This is a genomic window from Patulibacter minatonensis DSM 18081, from assembly GCF_000519325.1.
GTDB lineage: Bacteria > Actinomycetota > Thermoleophilia > Solirubrobacterales > Solirubrobacteraceae > Patulibacter > Patulibacter minatonensis.
This window is the reverse complement of sequence record NZ_KI912613.1, coordinates 2905432-2922994: the sequence shown is the minus strand read 5'-3', so window position 1 is coordinate 2922994 and position 17563 is coordinate 2905432. Positions and strand designations below refer to the sequence as shown.

Sequence of the window (17563 nt, the reverse complement as noted above, 5' to 3'; positions counted from 1 at the left end):
ACGTCAGCGCACGATCCAGCGGATGCGCGGGAGCACCTTCGTCAGCGTCTGCCCCGAGGCGCTGCGGGCCTTCAGCGTCTTGCGCAGCGCCTCGCCGGTCTGGCCGCGGCGCGCGACGCAGACGATCCGGCCATAGCGGCTGGTGAGCCGGAAGACGGTGCGGCCGGACACGGCGCGCATGCCCTCGGTCGGCACGAACCCCTTCGTCGCGACCTCGGCGTAGGCCACCCCGGTGTTGAAGCGCGCCGTGATGGTGACGTCCACGTCCTGGCAGACCCGGCCGTCGCCGCCGCCGTACCGCTTGCCGTCGGCGACGACGTGGACCTGCACGTTCGTCGCGCGGAAGGGCGCGGCCGCGCCGGCGGGTGCCGCCAGGATCGGGGTCGACAGCACGGCGGCGAGGGCGGCGCCGCAGGCGGTGCGGCGGATCGTGGGAGCGAGCACCCGACGACGGTAGCCGACGGGCGCGGACGGATCGTGAGGCGACCGTGAGACCTCTCCGGCCCCCGCCGTCCTCAGTCGATCTCGAGCTGCACGTCGTCGTCCGGCGGGTCCATCGAGACGCCCTCGCGCAGGGCGCGCAGCGCGGCCTTCCGCTGGTCCTTCGTCGTCCGGTCCAGCATCAGGATGCCGTCGAGGTGGTCGGTCTCGTGCTGGAGCCGGCGGGCGAGGGCGCCGTGGGCCTCGATCCGCTGCTCGCGACCGGAGAGGTCGAGGCCGGTGATGCGGATGCTCGTCGGGCGCTCGACGGGGACCCAGACGCCGCCGAGGGAGAGGCAGCCCTCGTGTCGGACGTCGGTCTCCTCGGAGGACCACTCGATCACCGGGTTGACCAGGGCCGTGGCGGCGCCGAGCTCCTCCTCGCCCTCTCGGTAGACGAAGTACCGGCGCATGATCCCGACCTGCGTGGCGGCCAGGCCGGCACCCAGGGCGGCGTCCATGATCGTGATCAGGCGCCGGGCCTCGCCCACGAGGTCGGCGTCCACGGCGTCGACGGGCCGCGCGACGGTCTTCAGCGCCGGATCGCCCCACTGGCGGACCTGCTGGAGCGCCTCCTTGCGGCGCTGCAGGACTTCCGGGGTGAAGGCGTCGGGGCTGGCCATGCGCGGAACCGTAGCGGCGCCGCCCGCTACAGCGCCGGGACCTCGGCGGCCGGGGTCGGGCGGACCAGGCCGCGCTCGTGCAGCACGACGGCCAGCTGGATCGTGTTCGTCGCGGCACCCTTGCGGAGGTTGTCGCCGACGACGAAGAGGTCGAGCGCCTTCTCGTTGCCGCGGTCGCGGCGGATGCGGCCGACGAGGACGTCGCTGCGCCCGTCGGCGTCGACGGCCATCGGGTAGACGTTCGCCGCCGGGTCGTCGCGGACCTCGAGGCCGGGGGCGGCCTCCAGGATCTCGCGGGCGCGCTCGGGCGACAGGTCCTCGCGGGTCTCGACGTTGCAGGTCTCGGAGTGCCCATTGATGACGGGGACGCGGACGCAGGTGGCGGAGATGCGGATCGTGTCGTCGCCGAGGATCTTCCGCGTCTCGTTGATGAGCTTCAGCTCCTCGTCGGTGTGGTCGTCGACGAAGTTCCCCGCGTGCGGCAGCGCGTTGAACGCGATCTGGTGGGCGTAGCTCCGCGGCGCGGGGACGTCGGTCCCGTCGAGGATCGCGCGGGACTCCTCGAACAGCTCGTCGACCGCGGCCTTGCCGGTGCCGGAGACCGCCTGGTAGGTCGAGACGACGAGCCGCTCGATCCCGGCGGCCTGCTGGATCGGCCGCAGCGCGACCATCAGCTGCATCGTCGAGCAGTTGGGGTTGGCGACGATGCCCTTGTGGTCGTCCAGCGCCTCCGGGTTGACCTCGGAGACGACGAGCGGCACCCCGTCGTGCATCCGCCACGCCGAGCTGTTGTCGACGACGACCGCGCCGGCGGCCGCGAACTTCGGCGCCCACTCCTTCGAGGTGCTGCCGCCCGCGGAGAAGACCGCGATGTCGAAGCCCTGGATCGTCTCGTCGGTGATCGGCTGGACCGTCATGCCGCGCAGCTGCGTGCCGGCGGAGCGGGACGAGGCGAACGGGACGATCTCGCGCACGGGGAGCGCCGCGCCGACCGGATCACCGGCGTTCGGCGCCTTCGTCGCCGCGCCGACCCGCGTCCCGTCGTTCGGCACGCCCAGCTCGTCCAGGAGGACGCCCCCGACCTGCCCCGTGGCGCCGACGACGGCGATGCGGTACCCCTCGCTGCTCATGGGTCAAGGGTACGAGGAAACGGTGCCGCGCCAGGTTCCGGGGGTCCCCGGAGGCGCGTGGGACCGCGGGTTCGAGCCGGCCCGGGCGGTCCGCGGACGGCCCCGCGGCGCGCCGGCTCGTCGATCGCCGGGATCCGGTGCCTGAGCGACCGGGGACCACCAGCGTGGTCGGACCGATCCGGGAATCGACGCAGATCCTGCGCATTCCCCGACGGCCCCCCACCACGACCGATCCGGGAAACGACGCGGATCCTGCGCATTCCCCGACGGGCCCCGCGACGGCCGACGTCCTGCGGCCGTGCGTGTCCTGCCGCCCCCGGGTGACCGTCCGCGCCCCGTCCGTCGCTCCCGCGCCGTGACCTACGGCGAGCCGGGCTTCCCCGGCTCGCCGACCCGGCGTCCGTCCAGCGACGCGCGCCAGTAGCGGCGGGCCGGACTGCCGTCCTTGAGGAACACGCCCCACGTCGTCCGCGAGTCCGCGAACACCGGCTGACGGAGGCTGAGGACGACGTAGTCCACGCGACTCGACGCCCGGTTCTTCGCCCGGCTCTCGATCCGCCGGACCGCCCGCTCGGGGCCCATCGCGTCGACCGCCCCGAACGGGATGCCGTTCCTCTGCGTCGTCTCGGACTCCGACTGGGGCGTGACGCCGAACGCCGCGTCGACCGCCCAGCGCCGCTCGTGGAAGCTGCGCCGCACGGTGACCGTGACGCTCGCCGGGCGGACGTCGACGCCCGTGACCAGGGAGTTCGCCGGCACGCGCGGGCGGACGGCCGCGATCGCGCGCCGGAGGTTCGCCGACCGGACCATCGACGTGCCCGTGATCCCCGTCGGCGCCTTCGCGGGCCCGCGCTCGCCGACCGCCGGGGCGGGCGCGCCGTCCTCGGGCCGGATCACGTGGGCGCCCTTCGCGTCGCTCGTCCACCGCTCGCGGCCCTGGAGGTAGACGGCCCACGTGACGGGATCGCCCGGATCGCGGCCGGTCGAGAGGACGACGTAGTCCGAGGAGCCGAAGCCGCTGCCGCTCGTCCCCCGCAGGGCCGCGGCGATCAGCCGGGACGGCGCCTCGGGATCGAGGGCCTCGAACGACACGCCGCGCTCGGTGCTCGTACCCGACGAGCTGGTGAAGACGTCGTCGCCGCCGCGGATCGTGATGAACCGCCGGGGCGCGTCGACGCCCGTGGCGACCGTCGCGCTCAGGTACTCCGCCCGGATCGACAGGGTGCTGATGCGCTCACCGGGACGCAGCTCGGCCTTCAGGCGGCGCATGCCGTCGCGCAGCCCGGTCGGGGAGACGAGGGAGTCCTTCGACGTCAGCGCCTTGCCCGGTGTCGCGAACCGCGTGCCGCTGGAGCTGTCGTCGCCGTCGCTGAAGATCGCGATGACCGGGCCCAGGCCGACCGCGATCGTGACGACGACGCCGATGAACGGGCCGACGCAGCCCGAGCCGTTCCCGGACCGCGAGGGCTCCCTGCCGCCGCCCGATCGGCGGGCCCGGGAACGACGCTCCGCCTCCGCGCGGGCCTCCGCGCGCGCATCGCCGGACGATGATCGACCGTCGCCCTGAGGCGCGGGGCTCCAGCCCGGGTGGGACGCCGGCTCGGCGGACCTCGGGGCCGCGCCGTCGCCGGAGGATCCTCCGCGGATCGGGCGCCCGAAGGCGTCGTACTCGGGGCTCATGGTCGGCGAAGCCTCGCAGTCCGCGGTGCGCCCCGCCATCGGGGGAGGTCCCGGTTCGGTCCCCCGCGAGCGCTACCCGCCGAGGTCGACGCCGAGCGGCCCGACCCGGCGCCCGTCGAGGGTCGCGCTCAGCGTCGGCCCCGCAGCCGCGGGCGACGTCCCGAAGGTCAACGTCCACCCCGCGGGGCGCGTCCCGGAGGCGACGTTCAGGAGCGCCGACCGGATCGGCGTGGTCGCGACCGGGTCGGACCGGTCCCGCAACGTCCGCACCGCGCGTTCGGGCCCGGTCCCCCGGAACCGCGCCGATGCGAGTCCCTCGCCGTACCCCGGGTAGGCCTCGCCGCGCTCCGCGAGGAAGGTGGGGTCGACGTCGTAGCTGCGCAATCGCGAGCCGCGCTGCGCGAGGACGGAGAGCCGCTCGGGGGTGACGTAGAGGGTCATCACCCGGTAGTCGCCACCCATCGCGCTGCGGACCGCGTCGAGCGCCCGGGACATGTTCTCGCCGCGCAGCAGCGACCGCGACGAGAGCGCCACCGGTGCGGACACCGGGCCGCGCCCGCCGGGCGGCGGTGCCGGCGCGTCGTCGCGGGACCGGACCACGTGCCGGCCGTGCCCGTCGCCGCGCCACACGCCGTCGACGTCGGCGGTGTCGTCGAGGAACACGCGCCACCGGAGCGGTCCCCGTCCGTCGTCGGTGCGGTCGGCGGCGGCGAAGTCGACGCGCCCCGGGACGTCCGGGCCGAGGCCGCGCAGCGCCGACGCGATGATGCGCCCCGGGCCCGCGACGTCCAGGTCGGCGGCCCGCAGGCCGGGCGTCGGCCCGTCCAGCGTGCTTCGGCCCTCCCGGGTCACCCGCCCGCGACGGCTGATCGTGAGCTCGCCGGCGGGGGTCCCCGAGGGGCGCACGAGCTGGGCGGTGAGCTCGTCGTCGTCGAGATCGATCTCGGCCACCCGCTCGTCGTCGCGGACCGCTCGGCGCAGGCGCTCCATCGCCCGTCGGCTCCCGGGGACGCTGCCCGGGGACCGGGGATCGACCGCTGGTGCCGTGCCGGTCGGGGCGGGTGTCGGGAGCGTCGGGGTCGGCGGGACGCTCGGGGCGGTCGCCGTCGGCGTGGTCGCGGTCGGCTGCGCCGGGGCGGGGTTCGCCGCGACGGGACCCGCGTCGTCGTCCGACGATCCGCCGAGCTGGACGACCGCGTAGGTGGCGCAGCCGGCACCGAGGACCACGCAGGCCGCCACCGCCGCCCACGCGCGCCGGCGGCGACGCGGGGCGGAGGTCCCGGGAGCGGTGCCGCCGGGCGGCGGCCACGGACCGGGCGTCCGCGAGGCGGCGGTGAGGGGCGCGCCCGACGGCGGCGGCGCGACGGGGCGCGACGGATCGGTGTCCGACCGGTCGCGGCGCGTGCGATCGGGGCCGTCGCGCGGGTCGCGACGGTCCACCGGGTCGGCGGGCCAGAGCGACCCCTCACGGACCGGGCGGCCGAACGGGTCCAGGCCGTCCGACCGGGCGTCGCCGGTCCCGCTCGGGCGGGCGGGGTCCTCGGGACGGCGGAAGCGGTCGTCGGACGACATCCACCGGGACCCTGCCACAGGTCGCGTACGCCGTCACGACCTCCTGGCTGAACGGCGGAGTCGTCGGACGCTCACCAGTCGGGCTGCGCCTCGGCCTGCTCGCGGACGTCGGAGATGCTGAGCGGCCAGCCCTTGTCGGGGTCGTAGACGATCGGCTCGATCGTCGGGCTCGACCAGCGCAGGACCTTCTGCAGGTGCTCGCCCGCGCTGCGCGCCATCTCCTCCGGGACGCCCTGGAGGTCGAGCGGCAGCCCGAGCTCCTCCTGCACCTCGTCGATCAGCTCCTGCCCGCCCGGCTCCGCGTCCTCGAGCGCCCACACGTAGTGCGCGATCCAGCCCTGCAGGAACGCGTAGAGGTCCTCCCCCACGACCGCGCACGACGCGACGTCCTCGTCGCCGTCGCCCGCACCGATCAGGACGACGAGCGGACGGGCCGGCTCGTCCCGCGGGGCCCAGATGCCGAACACGTCGCCGCCGGCGTCGGACCCGAACGGGACGACCTCCTCCGGCACGAACCACTCGCGTGACCGCAGGGCGTTGCGCGCCGTCGCGACGTACGGCCCGATCACGTGGCGCGTCTTCACCAGCGCGTACGGGCGCAGGTTGCCCCCGAGCATCGCCGCCCCGCCTCCAACCGTCCGCGACCACTCGCGCAGCTGCGCGGGCAGCGGCCGGCCCAGCTTCCGCTCGGCCTCCTCGATCGTCGCGTCGTCCGCGCCACCCGGGAGCTCGGCGTCCGGGTCCAGGAGCTCGACCGCCCGCAGCAGCTGGTCCAGTCGCTCGGCGTCCTCGGGACTCAGGTCGGGCTGCACCGGGGCGAGACTAGCGGTGCGAGACGGCATGTCAGCGGATCGAGACGTCGCACCCGGTCGCCGGGGGTCCGGCGACGCCCGGGCCACCGGCCATGCCGATCGTCGATGACCCCAGCGCGAACCGGTCTTGGACGGGCCGGAGGATCGTTCCTACCGTCGATGGGGCCATGAGCTCCCCCTCGATCCCCCTCGCCGCGGCCCCACCCCGTCCGGGCTCCCGGACCCTCGCGGTCGTCCTCCTCGCCCTGATCGGCGCGCCGATGTCGCTCACGAGCGTCAGCGTCGCGCTGCCCGACATCGGCCGCGACCTGCACGCCGGCGCCGCCGCGCAGACGTGGGCCGTGACCGGCTACAACGTCGCCTTCGCCAGCCTGATGCTCGCGTGCGGGGCGCTCGCCGACCTCGTCGGCCGCCGGCGCATGTTCACGGTCGGCACCGGCCTGTTCGCGGCCGGGCAGCTCGTCGCCGCGGCCGCCCCGTCGATCCTCGTCCTCGACGCCGGCCGCGTCGTCGCCGGCGTCGGGGCCGCGGCGGCCCTGCCCGCCGCCAGCGCGCTGCTCGCCGCCCGCTTCGAGGGCGCCGAGCGCGCCCGGGCGTTCGGCCTCTTCGGCGCGACCCTCGGCGCGGGCCTCGCGCTCGGTCCCGTCCTCGGCGGCGTGATCGCGGACACCGCCGGGTGGCGCGGCATCCTCGTCCTCCTCGCCGTGATCGGCGCAGCCTCGTGCGCGCTCTCCCGCGTCTGGCTCGACGAATCCCGCGATCCGGACGCCTCGCGCGTCGACCGAGCCGGGACCGTGACGTTCACCGCGGGCCTCGCCGTCCTGATCCTGGCCATCGTCGGCGCCCCCGACCACGGCTGGCTGGCGACCCGGACGATCGTCCTCGTCGTCCTGGGCATCGCCCTGTTCGTGCTCTTCGTCGTCGTGGAGCGGCGGCAGGAGCGCCCGATGCTCGACCTCGCGCTGCTCGCCGACCGCCGGTTCCTCGGCCTCTGCGTCGCCGCGATGGCGATCGTCGTCGCGTTCGTCCCGCTGCTCGTCAACCTGCCGACGCTGTTCACGACGCTGCGCGGCGTCGACGCGAGCACCGCCGGTGCGCTCTTGCTGTTCCTGACGCTGCCCACCCTCCTCGTCCCGGTCCTCGCGGGCAGCCTGAAGTCCCGGGTCGACGTCCGGACGCTCGTCTGGGCCGGCCTGACGCTCGAGGCCCTCGGCGTCGCGTGGCTGGCCCTCGCCCCGCCGGCCGGCGCGCTGGGCGCGGTCGCGCTCCCGCTCGTCGTCGCCGGGACGGGCGTCGGGATCGCCAACGGCATCCTCGACGGCGCCGCGGTCTCCGTCGTGCCGCCCGCCCGGGCCGGGATGGCCGCGGGGCTCTTCAACACGATGCGGCTCGGCGCCGAGACCCTGGCGATCGCGGTCGCCGCCTCGCTGCTGGTGAGCTGGACGTCGAGCGGGCTGGGCGGCCGCGGCGGCGTGCCCGCGGGCGCCGACACCGCCCGGCTGGCGGGCTCCGTGACGCAGGGCGACCTCGACGCGGTCCGCGGCGGCGCATCGGCCGGCGCGCCCGCCGACCGCCTCGTGCACGCGACCCAGGGCGCCTACGTCGACGCGACCCACGCGACGCTGTGGGTCCTCGTCGCGATCGTCGTCCTGGCGCTCGCGGCGACCGCCGTCCTGCTCCGCACGCGCCGCCCGTCGCGGAGCGCCGGGGCCGAGCGCGTATCGTCGGAGGCGTGCTCGACCTCCGTCGCCTGAGCTCGTTCCTCGCCGTCGCGTCCGAGCGGAGCTTCACCCGCGCCAGCGAGCGGCTCCACCTGGCCCAGCCCGCGGTGAGCCGCCAGGTGCGGCTCCTGGAGGAGGAGCTCGGGACGCCGCTCCTCGTCCGGGGAGGTCCGGACGGCGTCGTCCCCACACCGGCCGGGCAGCTCCTGATCGACCGGGCCCCGGCGCTGCTGGCGGACCTCGAGGTCCTGCGCGAGGACGTCCTGCGGCTCGGCGACGGCGCGCGCGAGGGCGGCGCGATCCGCATCGGCTACGCCGCGAGCGCCGGGTACGAGACCGCCGTCCGCGTCCTCACCGCCCTCGGGCGCCGCGCGCCGGAGATCGACGTCCAGGCGCACGTCGCCTGCGTCGCCGACGCTCTGGACTCCCTCCGCGCCGGCACGATGGACGCCGCGCTGCTGCGCTGCCCGCCGGCGACCGACGGCCTGACTCGCCGGCTCGTGCGGCGGGAGCTCCAGGGCGTGCTGGCCCCCGCCGACCACCCGTTCGCGGCCCGCGAGGTCGTCGCCCTCACCGCGCTGCGCGACGTCCCGCTCGTGATCCACCGTCGCGACGCGAACCCGGGCCGCTACGACGCGATCCTCGAGGCGTGCCGCGCCGCGGGCTTCGAGCCGCGGCTGCGCCCGCCGATCGTCGCCTTCGACCCCGCCCATCAGGCGGTCCTCGACGGCGTCGGGGTGACGATCGTCAGCGAGCCCGCGCAGGGTCCGGCCGACGGCCTCGTCTGGCGCCCCCTGGCCCCGGCGCTCGTCCTCGACGTCGTCCTCCTGACCCCGACGGTCGACGCCGCTCCGGGCGTGGCCACGCTCGCGGCCGTCGCGGGCGAGGTCGCCGAGGACGAGGGCTGGCTGGAGGACCCGCGGACCCTCGCGCCGGTGCGGGAGTCCGCCGCCTAGGAGAACTGCCCGAACGGCTGCTCGGGGCGGATCGTGTCCTCGCCCGAGAGGCCGAACGCGCCGTGCAGGGCCTGCACCGCGTCGGGGACCTGGTCGCCCGGGACGACGCACGAGATCTTGATCGGCGAGGTGGAGATCATCTCGATGTTGATCCCCTTCTCGCCGAGGACCGTGAAGACCTTGGCGGCGACGCCGGGGTGCGTCTTCATGCCGGCGCCGACGATCGAGACCTTGCCCATCTCGGCCTCGGTCCGCACGGCCGTGACGCCGAGGTCGGTGATGACCGGCTTCAGGGCGTCCTGCGCGGCGAGCAGGTCCTCGCGGGGGACCGTGAAGCTCATGTCGGCGCGCGCGCCGGGCTCCGGCGGCTCGTTCTGGATGATCATGTCGACGTTCACGCCGGCCTCGGCCAGCGCCGTCGCGATGCGGCCGGCGGCGCCGGGGGTGTCCGGCACGCCGGACAGGGTGATCCGCGCCTCGACCGTCGAGTGCGTCACGGCGGTGATCAGCGGGTTCTCCACGGTGTTCTCCTCGTTCTGCTGCTGTAGGGCGGTCGCGGCCTCGGCCTCGGAAACCACCCACGTGCCCTCGCCGTCCTCGAAGCTCGAGCGGCAGTGGATGCGGACCCCGTGGGTGCGGGCGTACTCGACGGAGCGCAGCTGGAGCACCCCGGCGCCGGAGCTCGACATCTCGAGCATCTCCTCGAAGGACACGACGTCGAGCTTCTTCGCGTGCGGCTCGACGCGCGGGTCGGCGCTGAAGACGCCGGGCACGTCGGTGTAGATCTCGCAGACGTCGGCGCCGACGGCGGCGGCCAGCGCGACGGCGGTCGTGTCCGAGCCGCCGCGGCCGAGCGTCGTGACGTCCTTCGCCGTCGACACGCCCTGGAAGCCGGCGACCAGCACGATGCGGTCCTGGTCGAGCGCCTCGAGGATCCGGTCGGCGCGGACGTCGAGGATCCGGGCCTTCGTGTGCGACGTGTCGGTGACGATGCCCGCCTGCGAGCCCGTCAGCGAGATCGCCTCGTGCCCGAGGTCGTTGATCGCCATCGCCGCCAGCGCACACGAGACGCGCTCGCCGGTCGACAGGAGCATGTCCATCTCGCGCGGCGCGGGCCGCTCCGAGATCTCCAGCGCGTCGGCGATCAGCCGGTCGGTCTCCTTGCCGCGGGCCGACAGCACGACGACGACGCGCTGGCCGGCCTCGCGCTTCTTCACGATCCGGGCCGCGGCGCGCTTGATGCGCTCCGCGTCGGCGACGGACGTGCCGCCGAACTTCATGACGACGGTGTCGCTGCCGGTTCCGGTGTCGATCAGGGGGCTCATGCGCGCGTCGGATCCTACGGGGACCGCGAGGACACGGGCTGCGCGGGGGCCGATGCGGGAATCGACCGGAACCTGCGCATTCCCAGATCACCCCCGCGTGGGCGCCCGTCCGGGAATCCACCGGAACCTGCGCATTCCCGGATCGGGCCTCCCCGGGCCGTCCGTCCGGGAATCCGTGGGAACCTGCGCTTCCCGGATCGGCACCGTCCGGAGGGCACTGCGGCCGCACGCCCGCGAGCCGTCGCAGCGATCGGCGCCGGGCCGCCGGTGCTCGCGGCGAGCCCCGTGCCCACCGCGAGTCCGCGCGCTACCGCCGCGCGCCGACGACGATCGGCAGGGTGACCGTCCGCCGGCCCTGCCGGATCCGGTAGATCCAGGCGCCCTCGCCCACCGCCGGCGCCGCGAGCAGGGTGCGGAAGCCGCCGCGGGCGTCGGTCGTGGCCGTGCCCACGACGACCGTCGCCGGCCCGCACGCCGAGGTCCGCTCGATCCGCAGCCGCGTCGCACGCCGGACGCCCGCCACCCGGCCGTTCACCCGCACGTCGCCGCCCGAGACCGGGCCGGCCGCGCCGATCGTCGCCAGGCGGGTCGCCTTCAGCGCTGCGGAACGCCTGCCGACGCTCGGGACGAGCCGGTACCGCGCGGCAAGTCGAGCGCGCCGGGTGCCGGGCGCGGCCACCGTCGCGGAGACGGTGCCGTCGTCCCGGACCGCCGTGCTCCCGATCTGCGCGCCGTCGCGACGGATCCGGACGACCGTCCCGGCCGGCAGTCCCGACGCGACCCCGGACAGCCGCACACGGGGTCGCGACGTCGTCGCGCTCGGCGCGACGCCGAACAGCACGACGGAGCGGACCGAGCACGGGACCGGGACCGGCCGCGGAGCCACCGGGGCGGGCCCGCCGCCGACCGGCGGCGCGGAGCCGGTCGGCGCCGCGGGACCCGGGTCCGCGGGACCCGTCGGAGCGGTCGGCGTCGGGTCCGTCGGCGTCGGGTCGACCACCCGCGCCGTGCCGACCGCCCGCAACGCCGACGACGGCGACGACTCGGCGTTGTCGTCGAACGCGAGGGTGGCCTCGCGCGGGCCGACACCCGAGGGCGCGAAGCGGACCCGGACGACGCACGAGCCCCCGACCGGCACCGGGGTCCGGGAGCAGCCGTCGGCGACGACGGTGAACGCGGAGGCGCCCGCCCCCGTCGTCGAGACCCCGATCGTGAAGAGCGGCTCCGTCCCGGTGTTGCGCACCACGACGTCGCGCTCGGCCGTGCGGCCGACCGCGGTCTCCCCGAGGTCGGCGTCGTCGGCCGCGCGGGTCGTCGGCTGCGTGAAGCGCTCGGCGGTCGTGGTCTCGGTCCCGCCGAACGCGAGGACGCGGCCGTCCTGCAGCTGCGCGTGCTGCGACTGCGACCGACGGCTCGCCATGGCGTAGGACGAGGACCACGAGTCGAGGCCCTCGTCGTAGAGCGGCGTGGTCCGCTGGCCCTCGGCGATCATCAGCACCCGGTCGTCGCGGAGCGCCGTGAGGGACGCGAGGGCGCCGGTCACCGGTGGGTCGAGGCGGGTCGTCCAGAAGGACGTCTCCGGCGCCGGGTCGAACCGCATCGCCGTCCCCAGCGTCCCGGTGTCACCGACGCCGCCGGCGACGAGGACGCCGCCGCTCCCGAGCAGGGCCGCACCGGCCTGCGCCCGCGGGCGGCCCAGCGAGAAGGCCGAGGACCAGGTCGTGGTCGCCGGGTCGAAGATCTCGGTCCGCGAGATGTCCGCCCGGTCGAGGGGGTCGCGCGGGCCCGCGGCCGTCGTCGATCCGCCGGCGACCAGGACGCGGCCGTCCGCCAGGACGACCGACTGGCTCCCGTATCCGGCCTGGGCCATCGTGCCGCCGCTGGACCAGGTCCCGGTCGCGGGATCGAAGATCTCGGCCTCGGCCACGGGGGCGCCCCGGGTATCGACCCCGCCGGCGACGAGCAGCCGACCGTCCGGCAGCAGCGCGGCGACGTGCCCCTGACGCGCACGGGCCAGGGGGGCCGCGTACGTCCAGCGGCCGGTCGCCGGATCGAAGACCTCGACCGTGCGCTCGATGGGATCGACGTCCCAGCTCGAGAAGCCCCCGACCAGGAGCACGCGCCCGTCCCGCAGGGTGGTGAGGGTGCCGTGGATGCGCGAGCGCTCCGGCGCGCGACCGTTCGCGTCGTCGGACTCCTCCACGGACCAGCGCCCCGAGGCGGGGTCGTAGATCTCGGCGGACCGCGCGATGCCCTGACGATCGTTGATCCCGCCCGTGGTCAGCACCCGCCCGTCGGCGAGCACCGTCGTCATGCCGCCGTACCGCTGGGTCAGCGGAGCGGCGACGGGCGCCCATCCCGAGGCGGCGAGAGCCGGCGGAGCTCCGGCGGCGGCGGCGAGCAGCGCCACGACCACCACCGCGACGGATGAACGGACTTCGCGTTCCATGCGCCCACCGTAGGCCGCTCCGGGGCTCCGGAACGAGCGGGCCGGGGTGATCTTGGGCGCACCCGGGGTGAACCTGGATCGCGGCCGGTATCGGGTCAGCCGAAGAGCTCGGGCCGGTCGACCTTCGGGGCCTCGAGGCCGATCCGGCGGGTGAGGTTCCAGAAGTCCGGGAGGTGCGGGGCCAGGGCGGGCTTGCCGCTCGTGACCAGGGCGACCGAGAGCTCGCGGCGCGGGTCGGCCCAACCGAGGATGTTCGTGAAGCCGAGGTGCCCGAACGCGCTCTCGGTGTCGGGACCGTAGAGGCCGAGGGCCTTCGCGCCGAGCATGTACCCGGACGCGTGCCGGAGGGGCGCGCCGAGGGTCAGGTCGACCTCGTGGTGCGAGCGCTCGATGATCGCGCGGCGGATCGTGCGCGGCTCCATCACCTGCACGCCGTCGAGGGTGCCGCCGCGGCGGAGGAGCTCCATGAACCGCGACAGCTCGAACGGGGTCGAGACCGCGTTGGCGGACGGGATCTCCGCCGTCAGGAAGCGCGGGTCGTTCGAGACCCGCGTCACGGCGTCCAGGGGCATCCCGAACGCGCGGGTCAGGGCGGTGGACAGCGGCGGGACCGGCTTCGGACCCGTCGGATGGGCCGTGCCGACGAGCGGGAGGTCCTCCTCGGCGACCCCGTAGCCCATCCACCGGAAGCCGAGGGGGTCGAGGATCTCCTCGCGGAGGACGTCCTTGAGCTCCTTGCCCGTGACCGCGCGGACGACCGCCGCGAGGACGAACCCGCCCGAGATCGCGTGGTAGGAGAGCCGGGTGCCGGGCCGCGTCCGGATCAGGGCCTCGTTCAGATGCCCCATCACGAAGTCGTGGTCCCGGATGCGGTCCATGTCGATCGCGGAGCCCGGGATGTTCGGGATCCCGGCGCGGTGCGAGAGCACGTGGTCGATCGTGATCCGGTGCTTGCCGGCGCCCGCGAACTCGGGGACGTACTCGGCGACGCGGTCGCCGATGTGGAGCAGGCCGCGCTCGTCGAGCATGTGGATCACCGTCGCGGTGATCGCCTTCGACGCGCTGAACAGGCAGAACGGCGTGTCGGGCGTGGCGAGGACCGGATCGCCCTCGTGGGGGACGACCGGACCGTCGGCCATCGCGCCGTGCGACCAGCCGATCGTGCGGTCGAGGACGACGACGCCGCGGCGCCGGATCGTCAGGCCGATCGCCGGGTGGACGCCGTGCCGGTACAGGCGCTCGGTCGCGGCCCAGATCCGCTCGACCCCGTCCTGCGTCATGCCGCCCTCGTCGGCGGGGAGCTCGTGCGACGCGCGCGTGACCAGCGGCGTCAGGTCCTTCGGCACCTTGATGCGGCGCAGCGGATCCGGCACGTGCGGCGGCCGGGGCAGGCGGACGGCGGGGAGCTTCGAGCGCAGCGGCACGCGCGCAGCCTACGGCTCCGAAGGGACCGGCGCGCGGACGGCCCGGGCGGCGAGCGGCAACACGCCACGGCGCACGCGGCGGAGCCGGGCGCCGCCCACCCGCCGGGGCCCGCTACCTCCCGAGCACGACCTCGTGCCGGCCCGCGGGGAGCGTCAGGCGGATCCGCCGTCCGCCCGCCCACGCGTCGGCCGATCCGAGCCTCGCGGTCGCGCGCGAGGTCCGCACGGTGCGCGCGTCGGGGGCCGCGCCGTCGACGGTGAGCCGCGGGGAGGCGCCCCGCACCGGCGCGGTGGCGGCGAACGCGGCGCCGTCCCAGAGGTCGAGCACGCCGGCGCCGGTCGTCGTCACCGTGAGCGTCCCGTCGCGCCACCGCTCGCGGAGCACGCGCGGGCCGGCCGCCACCACCCGGGCCCGGCCGTAGTCGGCCGCGATCGCCGAGTCGTCGCGCTGGGTCCCGTCGGCGTTGAGGACGCCCCAGCCGTAGCTCGCCGAGGGGTCCTGCTTCCAGACCCAGACCATGCCGCCGACCCCGAGGGCGTCGAGCTGGTCGAGGGTCGCGCGGCGGTCGGTCTCGAACCGCCCGCCCGACGCACCGGGCAGCTCGGTCGGTGCGAGGGCCGCACCGTACGTGCGGGCCTCGTCGGCGGCGGCGCGGAAGCTCGCCGCGATCCGGGCGGGCGTGCCCGCGTCGTGCGTGCCGCCGAAGACGTCGGTGTAGACGTGCGGGCCGTAGACCAGGCCGTCGTCGCCGGAGAAGCGGGCCGCCGCGGCGTCGCGGTCGGTCTGGGTCCGGGTGGCCTGCGGCTCGAACCAGATCGGCCCGTCGTACGGTCCCGCGCCCGGCCCGGTCCCGTCGGGCCCGCGGAGCCGCGCCACCAGGCGGCGGTAGAAGGGCTGCAGCCGGCTGCGGGAGAAGCGGTCCGGTCCCGAGGCGTCGGTGTGCTCGGGGTCGATCGGCTCGTTGTAGAGCTCGATGCCGGCGAGCGCCGGACCGAGCCGCCACCCGACCCGCGCGAGCCGGGCGAGGGCGTCGGCGTAGTGCTCCTGCAGCGGGGCGCCGGCGACCCGGCGGTCGCGGAAGAACGCCGTGGCCGCCGCCCGGGCCGCCGCGGAGCGGTAGTACGGGTGCCCGTCGCCGGTGTCCGCGGCCGTCGATGCGCCACCGGTCACCGCCGCCCACGCGGGAGCGCCGTCGGTCTCGTCGGCTCCCGCCGCCAGGCCGGCGCCGAAGCGGTCCTGGTGCAGATCGAGCAGCACGTAGATCCCGCGGTCGGCGAAGCGCCGTGCCGTCCGCTCGATCGTCCGGAGGTACGCGCCGTCGAACCGGCCGGGTGCCGGCGCGATCCGCGACCACGAGACCGCCAGGCGCACGACGGAGAACCCGAGCGCCCGGAACTGGTCGGCGTCCTCGGCGGTGACCGGGACCGTCCGCTTGACGCCCGCGTAGTCGACCAGGGCGTTGACGTTCGCGCCCCGGAGGCGGACGTCGCGCCCGTCGCGCGTCCGCAGCACCTTCGCGCCGTCCGGGCCGTCCGCGACGCGGAGCGCGTCGGCGCGCGTCAGGGGGCGCGGGCGGTCGCCGGTGCCGTCGGGGGCCGCGCGGTCGCCGGTCCCCTCCGGCGCCGCGGGGCCGGTGGTGGGGGTCCGCGCGCCGGGCGCGGACGGCGCGGGATCGTCCCCTCCTCCGCACCCGGACATCGCGAGCAGCGCGAGGGGGACCGCGGCCCCGCCCGTGACCGCCCCCCGGAGCGCCGGTGAGCGGCTCGGCGAGCGCTGCGCGCGGCGGTTCGCGACGAGCCGGGCGCGGCGCACGACCCGGCCGGTCAGATCGTCCGCCGGCCCGCGAACGCGCGACCGAGGGTGACCTCGTCGGCGTGCTCGAGGTCCGCGCCGACCGGCAGGCCGGAGGCGAGGCGACTGACGCGCACCTGCGGCGAGCGCTCCCGCAGCTCGGCGCCGATGTGGAGCGCGGTGGCCTCGCCGGACGTCGTCGGGTTCGTGGCCACCACGACCTCGGTGACGGTCGGGCCGCCGGAGCTCGTCGTGCCGTCGTCGACCAGCGGGCCGCTCCCGCGGGCGGGGTCGTCGGGGTCGCCCTCGAGCACCCGGCGGTAGAGCTCCTCCAGCCGCAGGTCGCGCGGGCCGACGCCGTCGACCGGCGACAGCGCGCCGCCGAGCACGTGGTACCGGCCGCGGTACTCGTGGGTGCGCTCGACCGGCAGGACGTCCGCGGGGGTCTCGACGACGCAGAGCAGCGTCGGGTCGCGGCGGGGGTCCTCGCAGATCACGCAGCGCTCGCCCTCCGCGAGGTTGAAGCAGATCCGGCACTCGCCGATCAGCTCCTTGACCTCGATCAGGGCCGTCGCGAGCGCGCGGGCGTCCTCGTCCGGCCGCGACAGCACGTGGTACGTGAGGCGCTGCGCGGTGCGCGGCCCGACGCCCGGCAGGCGGGAGAAGGCCGCGACGAGGCGCTCGATCGGGGCGGGCTGCATGGGTCCGGTGCCCGCCCTCGCGGACTAGAGGCCGAGGCCGCCGAGGCCCATCGAGCCGAGGTCCAGGCCGCCGGTGAGGCCGCCCATGCGCTTCTCGGCGAGCTCCTGCGCCTGACGGATCGCCTCGTTGACCGCCGCGGTCACGGTGTCCTGGAGGAGCTCGGCGTCCTCCGGGTCGATCGCGTCGGGGTCGATCGTCACGGACTTGATCTCGAGGCCGCCCGTGATCTTCACGGTGACCATCCCGCCGCCGGCGGTGACGTCGAGCTCCTCGGTCTGCAGGGCCTCCTGCGCGGCCGCCATGTCGGCCTGCATCTTCTGGACCTGCTTCATCATCTGCTGCATGTTCGGCTGACGGGCCATCAGGAGTCTCCGTTGGTGCTGGTGGTGGTCTCTGCGGACGTGGGATCGCCGGCTCCGGGGCCCGCGGCGGCGGACGCACCGCCGTCGACCTCCTCGGCCTCGAACTCGCTGACGAGGCGGCGGACGACCTCGTCCTCCGGCAGGAGCGGCTCCTCGGGCGCCGCGACGCCCGCCTGCTCCTCGGCGCGGATGACGTAGCGGACGCCGAGGAGCTCCTCGAGGTCGGCGGCGATCCGCTCGCGGGTCTCGTCGCGGTTGAGCGCGTTGGCCGCGCGTTGCTGGCCGGCCGGCAGGCCGAGCACGAGGTCGACCCCGGTGATCGACACCGCTCGGGCCTGCGAGAGCGCGTGGCGGACGGCGCCGCCCAGGTGCTCGCCGATGCCGGGCAGCTGCTCGTCGACGTCGGCGGGGGTGATGCCGACGGGGGCCGGCGGGGGCTGGGGCGCCGCGGGCGTCGGCGGGACAGGGGCCTGCGGGGCCGCCGGCGGCGGCTCGTGCGTGGGAGAGGCAGGGGCCGACGACGCGGGCGGGGCCT

At 76.0% G+C, this 17563-nt stretch carries 14 protein-coding genes and 1 pseudogene; 2 read left to right on the top strand and 13 right to left on the bottom strand.

Features of this window, described 5'->3' with window-relative positions; translation table 11 throughout:
- Positions 1 to 3: 3 nt before the first annotated feature.
- From PATMI_RS0113460 to PATMI_RS0113435, 6 genes are all read right to left on the bottom strand, one after another.
- Positions 4 to 444, bottom strand: a complete 441-nt coding sequence (locus PATMI_RS0113460; protein WP_026911261.1) for a hypothetical protein — start codon at positions 442 to 444, stop codon at positions 4 to 6.
- A gap of 71 nt (positions 445 to 515) precedes the next feature.
- Positions 516 to 1103 (bottom strand): peptide deformylase, encoded by a 588-nt coding sequence (def, locus tag PATMI_RS29995; RefSeq protein ID WP_051471602.1) that lies wholly within the window; start codon positions 1101 to 1103, stop codon positions 516 to 518.
- Positions 1104 to 1129: 26 nt separating this feature from the next.
- Positions 1130 to 2233, bottom strand: a complete 1104-nt coding sequence (locus PATMI_RS0113450; protein WP_026911260.1) for an aspartate-semialdehyde dehydrogenase — start codon at positions 2231 to 2233, stop codon at positions 1130 to 1132.
- Positions 2234 to 2593: 360 nt separating this feature from the next.
- Positions 2594 to 3913 carry a hypothetical protein gene (locus PATMI_RS0113445; protein WP_026911259.1) on the bottom strand — a complete coding sequence of 440 codons (1320 nt, stop codon included), beginning with the start codon at positions 3911 to 3913 and terminating at the stop codon, positions 2594 to 2596.
- 72 nt (positions 3914 to 3985) lie between these two features.
- Positions 3986 to 5485, bottom strand: coding sequence for a hypothetical protein (locus tag PATMI_RS34620; RefSeq protein ID WP_026911258.1), 1500 nt, complete (start codon positions 5483 to 5485; stop codon positions 3986 to 3988).
- 71 nt (positions 5486 to 5556) lie between these two features.
- Positions 5557 to 6297 (bottom strand): SMI1/KNR4 family protein, encoded by a 741-nt coding sequence (locus PATMI_RS0113435; RefSeq protein ID WP_026911257.1) that lies wholly within the window; start codon positions 6295 to 6297, stop codon positions 5557 to 5559.
- Positions 6298 to 6464: 167 nt separating this feature from the next.
- On the opposite strand from PATMI_RS0113435, the gene PATMI_RS29985 reads away from it, so the two are divergent.
- Both PATMI_RS29985 and PATMI_RS37510 read left to right on the top strand, forming a co-directional pair.
- A complete protein-coding gene (locus PATMI_RS29985; protein WP_051471600.1) occupies positions 6465 to 8051 on the top strand; it encodes an MFS transporter in 1587 nt (528 codons plus the stop codon).
- Complete coding sequence (locus PATMI_RS37510; protein WP_051471598.1) at positions 8030 to 8974, top strand: LysR family transcriptional regulator; 945 nt, start codon at positions 8030 to 8032, stop codon at positions 8972 to 8974. The genes PATMI_RS29985 and PATMI_RS37510 overlap by 22 nt, the downstream gene beginning before the upstream one ends.
- Here the strand turns inward: PATMI_RS37510 and PATMI_RS0113420 are convergent.
- From PATMI_RS0113420 to PATMI_RS37505, 7 genes and pseudogenes are all read right to left on the bottom strand, one after another.
- On the bottom strand, positions 8971 to 10299 hold the full coding sequence (locus tag PATMI_RS0113420; protein ID WP_051471596.1) for an aspartate kinase: 1329 nt from the start codon (positions 10297 to 10299) through the stop codon (positions 8971 to 8973). The genes PATMI_RS37510 and PATMI_RS0113420 overlap by 4 nt on opposite strands.
- 307 nt (positions 10300 to 10606) lie before the next feature.
- Positions 10607 to 12748 carry a choice-of-anchor D domain-containing protein gene (locus PATMI_RS34615; protein ID WP_026911254.1) on the bottom strand — a complete coding sequence of 714 codons (2142 nt, stop codon included), beginning with the start codon at positions 12746 to 12748 and terminating at the stop codon, positions 10607 to 10609.
- Between the two features lie 95 nt (positions 12749 to 12843).
- Entirely contained in the window at positions 12844 to 14172 is a 1329-nt protein-coding gene (locus tag PATMI_RS29975) for a serine hydrolase domain-containing protein (protein WP_084269930.1), read from the bottom strand.
- 112 nt (positions 14173 to 14284) lie between these two features.
- Positions 14285 to 15985 (bottom strand): glycoside hydrolase family 5 protein, encoded by a 1701-nt coding sequence (locus tag PATMI_RS34610; protein WP_026911253.1) that lies wholly within the window; start codon positions 15983 to 15985, stop codon positions 14285 to 14287.
- A gap of 11 nt (positions 15986 to 15996) precedes the next feature.
- Positions 15997 to 16665, bottom strand: a complete 669-nt coding sequence (locus PATMI_RS0113400) for a recombination mediator RecR (RefSeq protein WP_026911252.1) — start codon at positions 16663 to 16665, stop codon at positions 15997 to 15999.
- A 24-nt stretch (positions 16666 to 16689) separates the two neighbouring features.
- Positions 16690 to 17028, bottom strand: a complete 339-nt coding sequence (locus PATMI_RS0113395; protein WP_026911251.1) for a YbaB/EbfC family nucleoid-associated protein — start codon at positions 17026 to 17028, stop codon at positions 16690 to 16692.
- A pseudogene (locus tag PATMI_RS37505) lies at positions 17028 to 17563 on the bottom strand (hypothetical protein); the annotation flags it as partial. The pseudogene PATMI_RS37505 and the gene PATMI_RS0113395, both read right to left, overlap by 1 nt.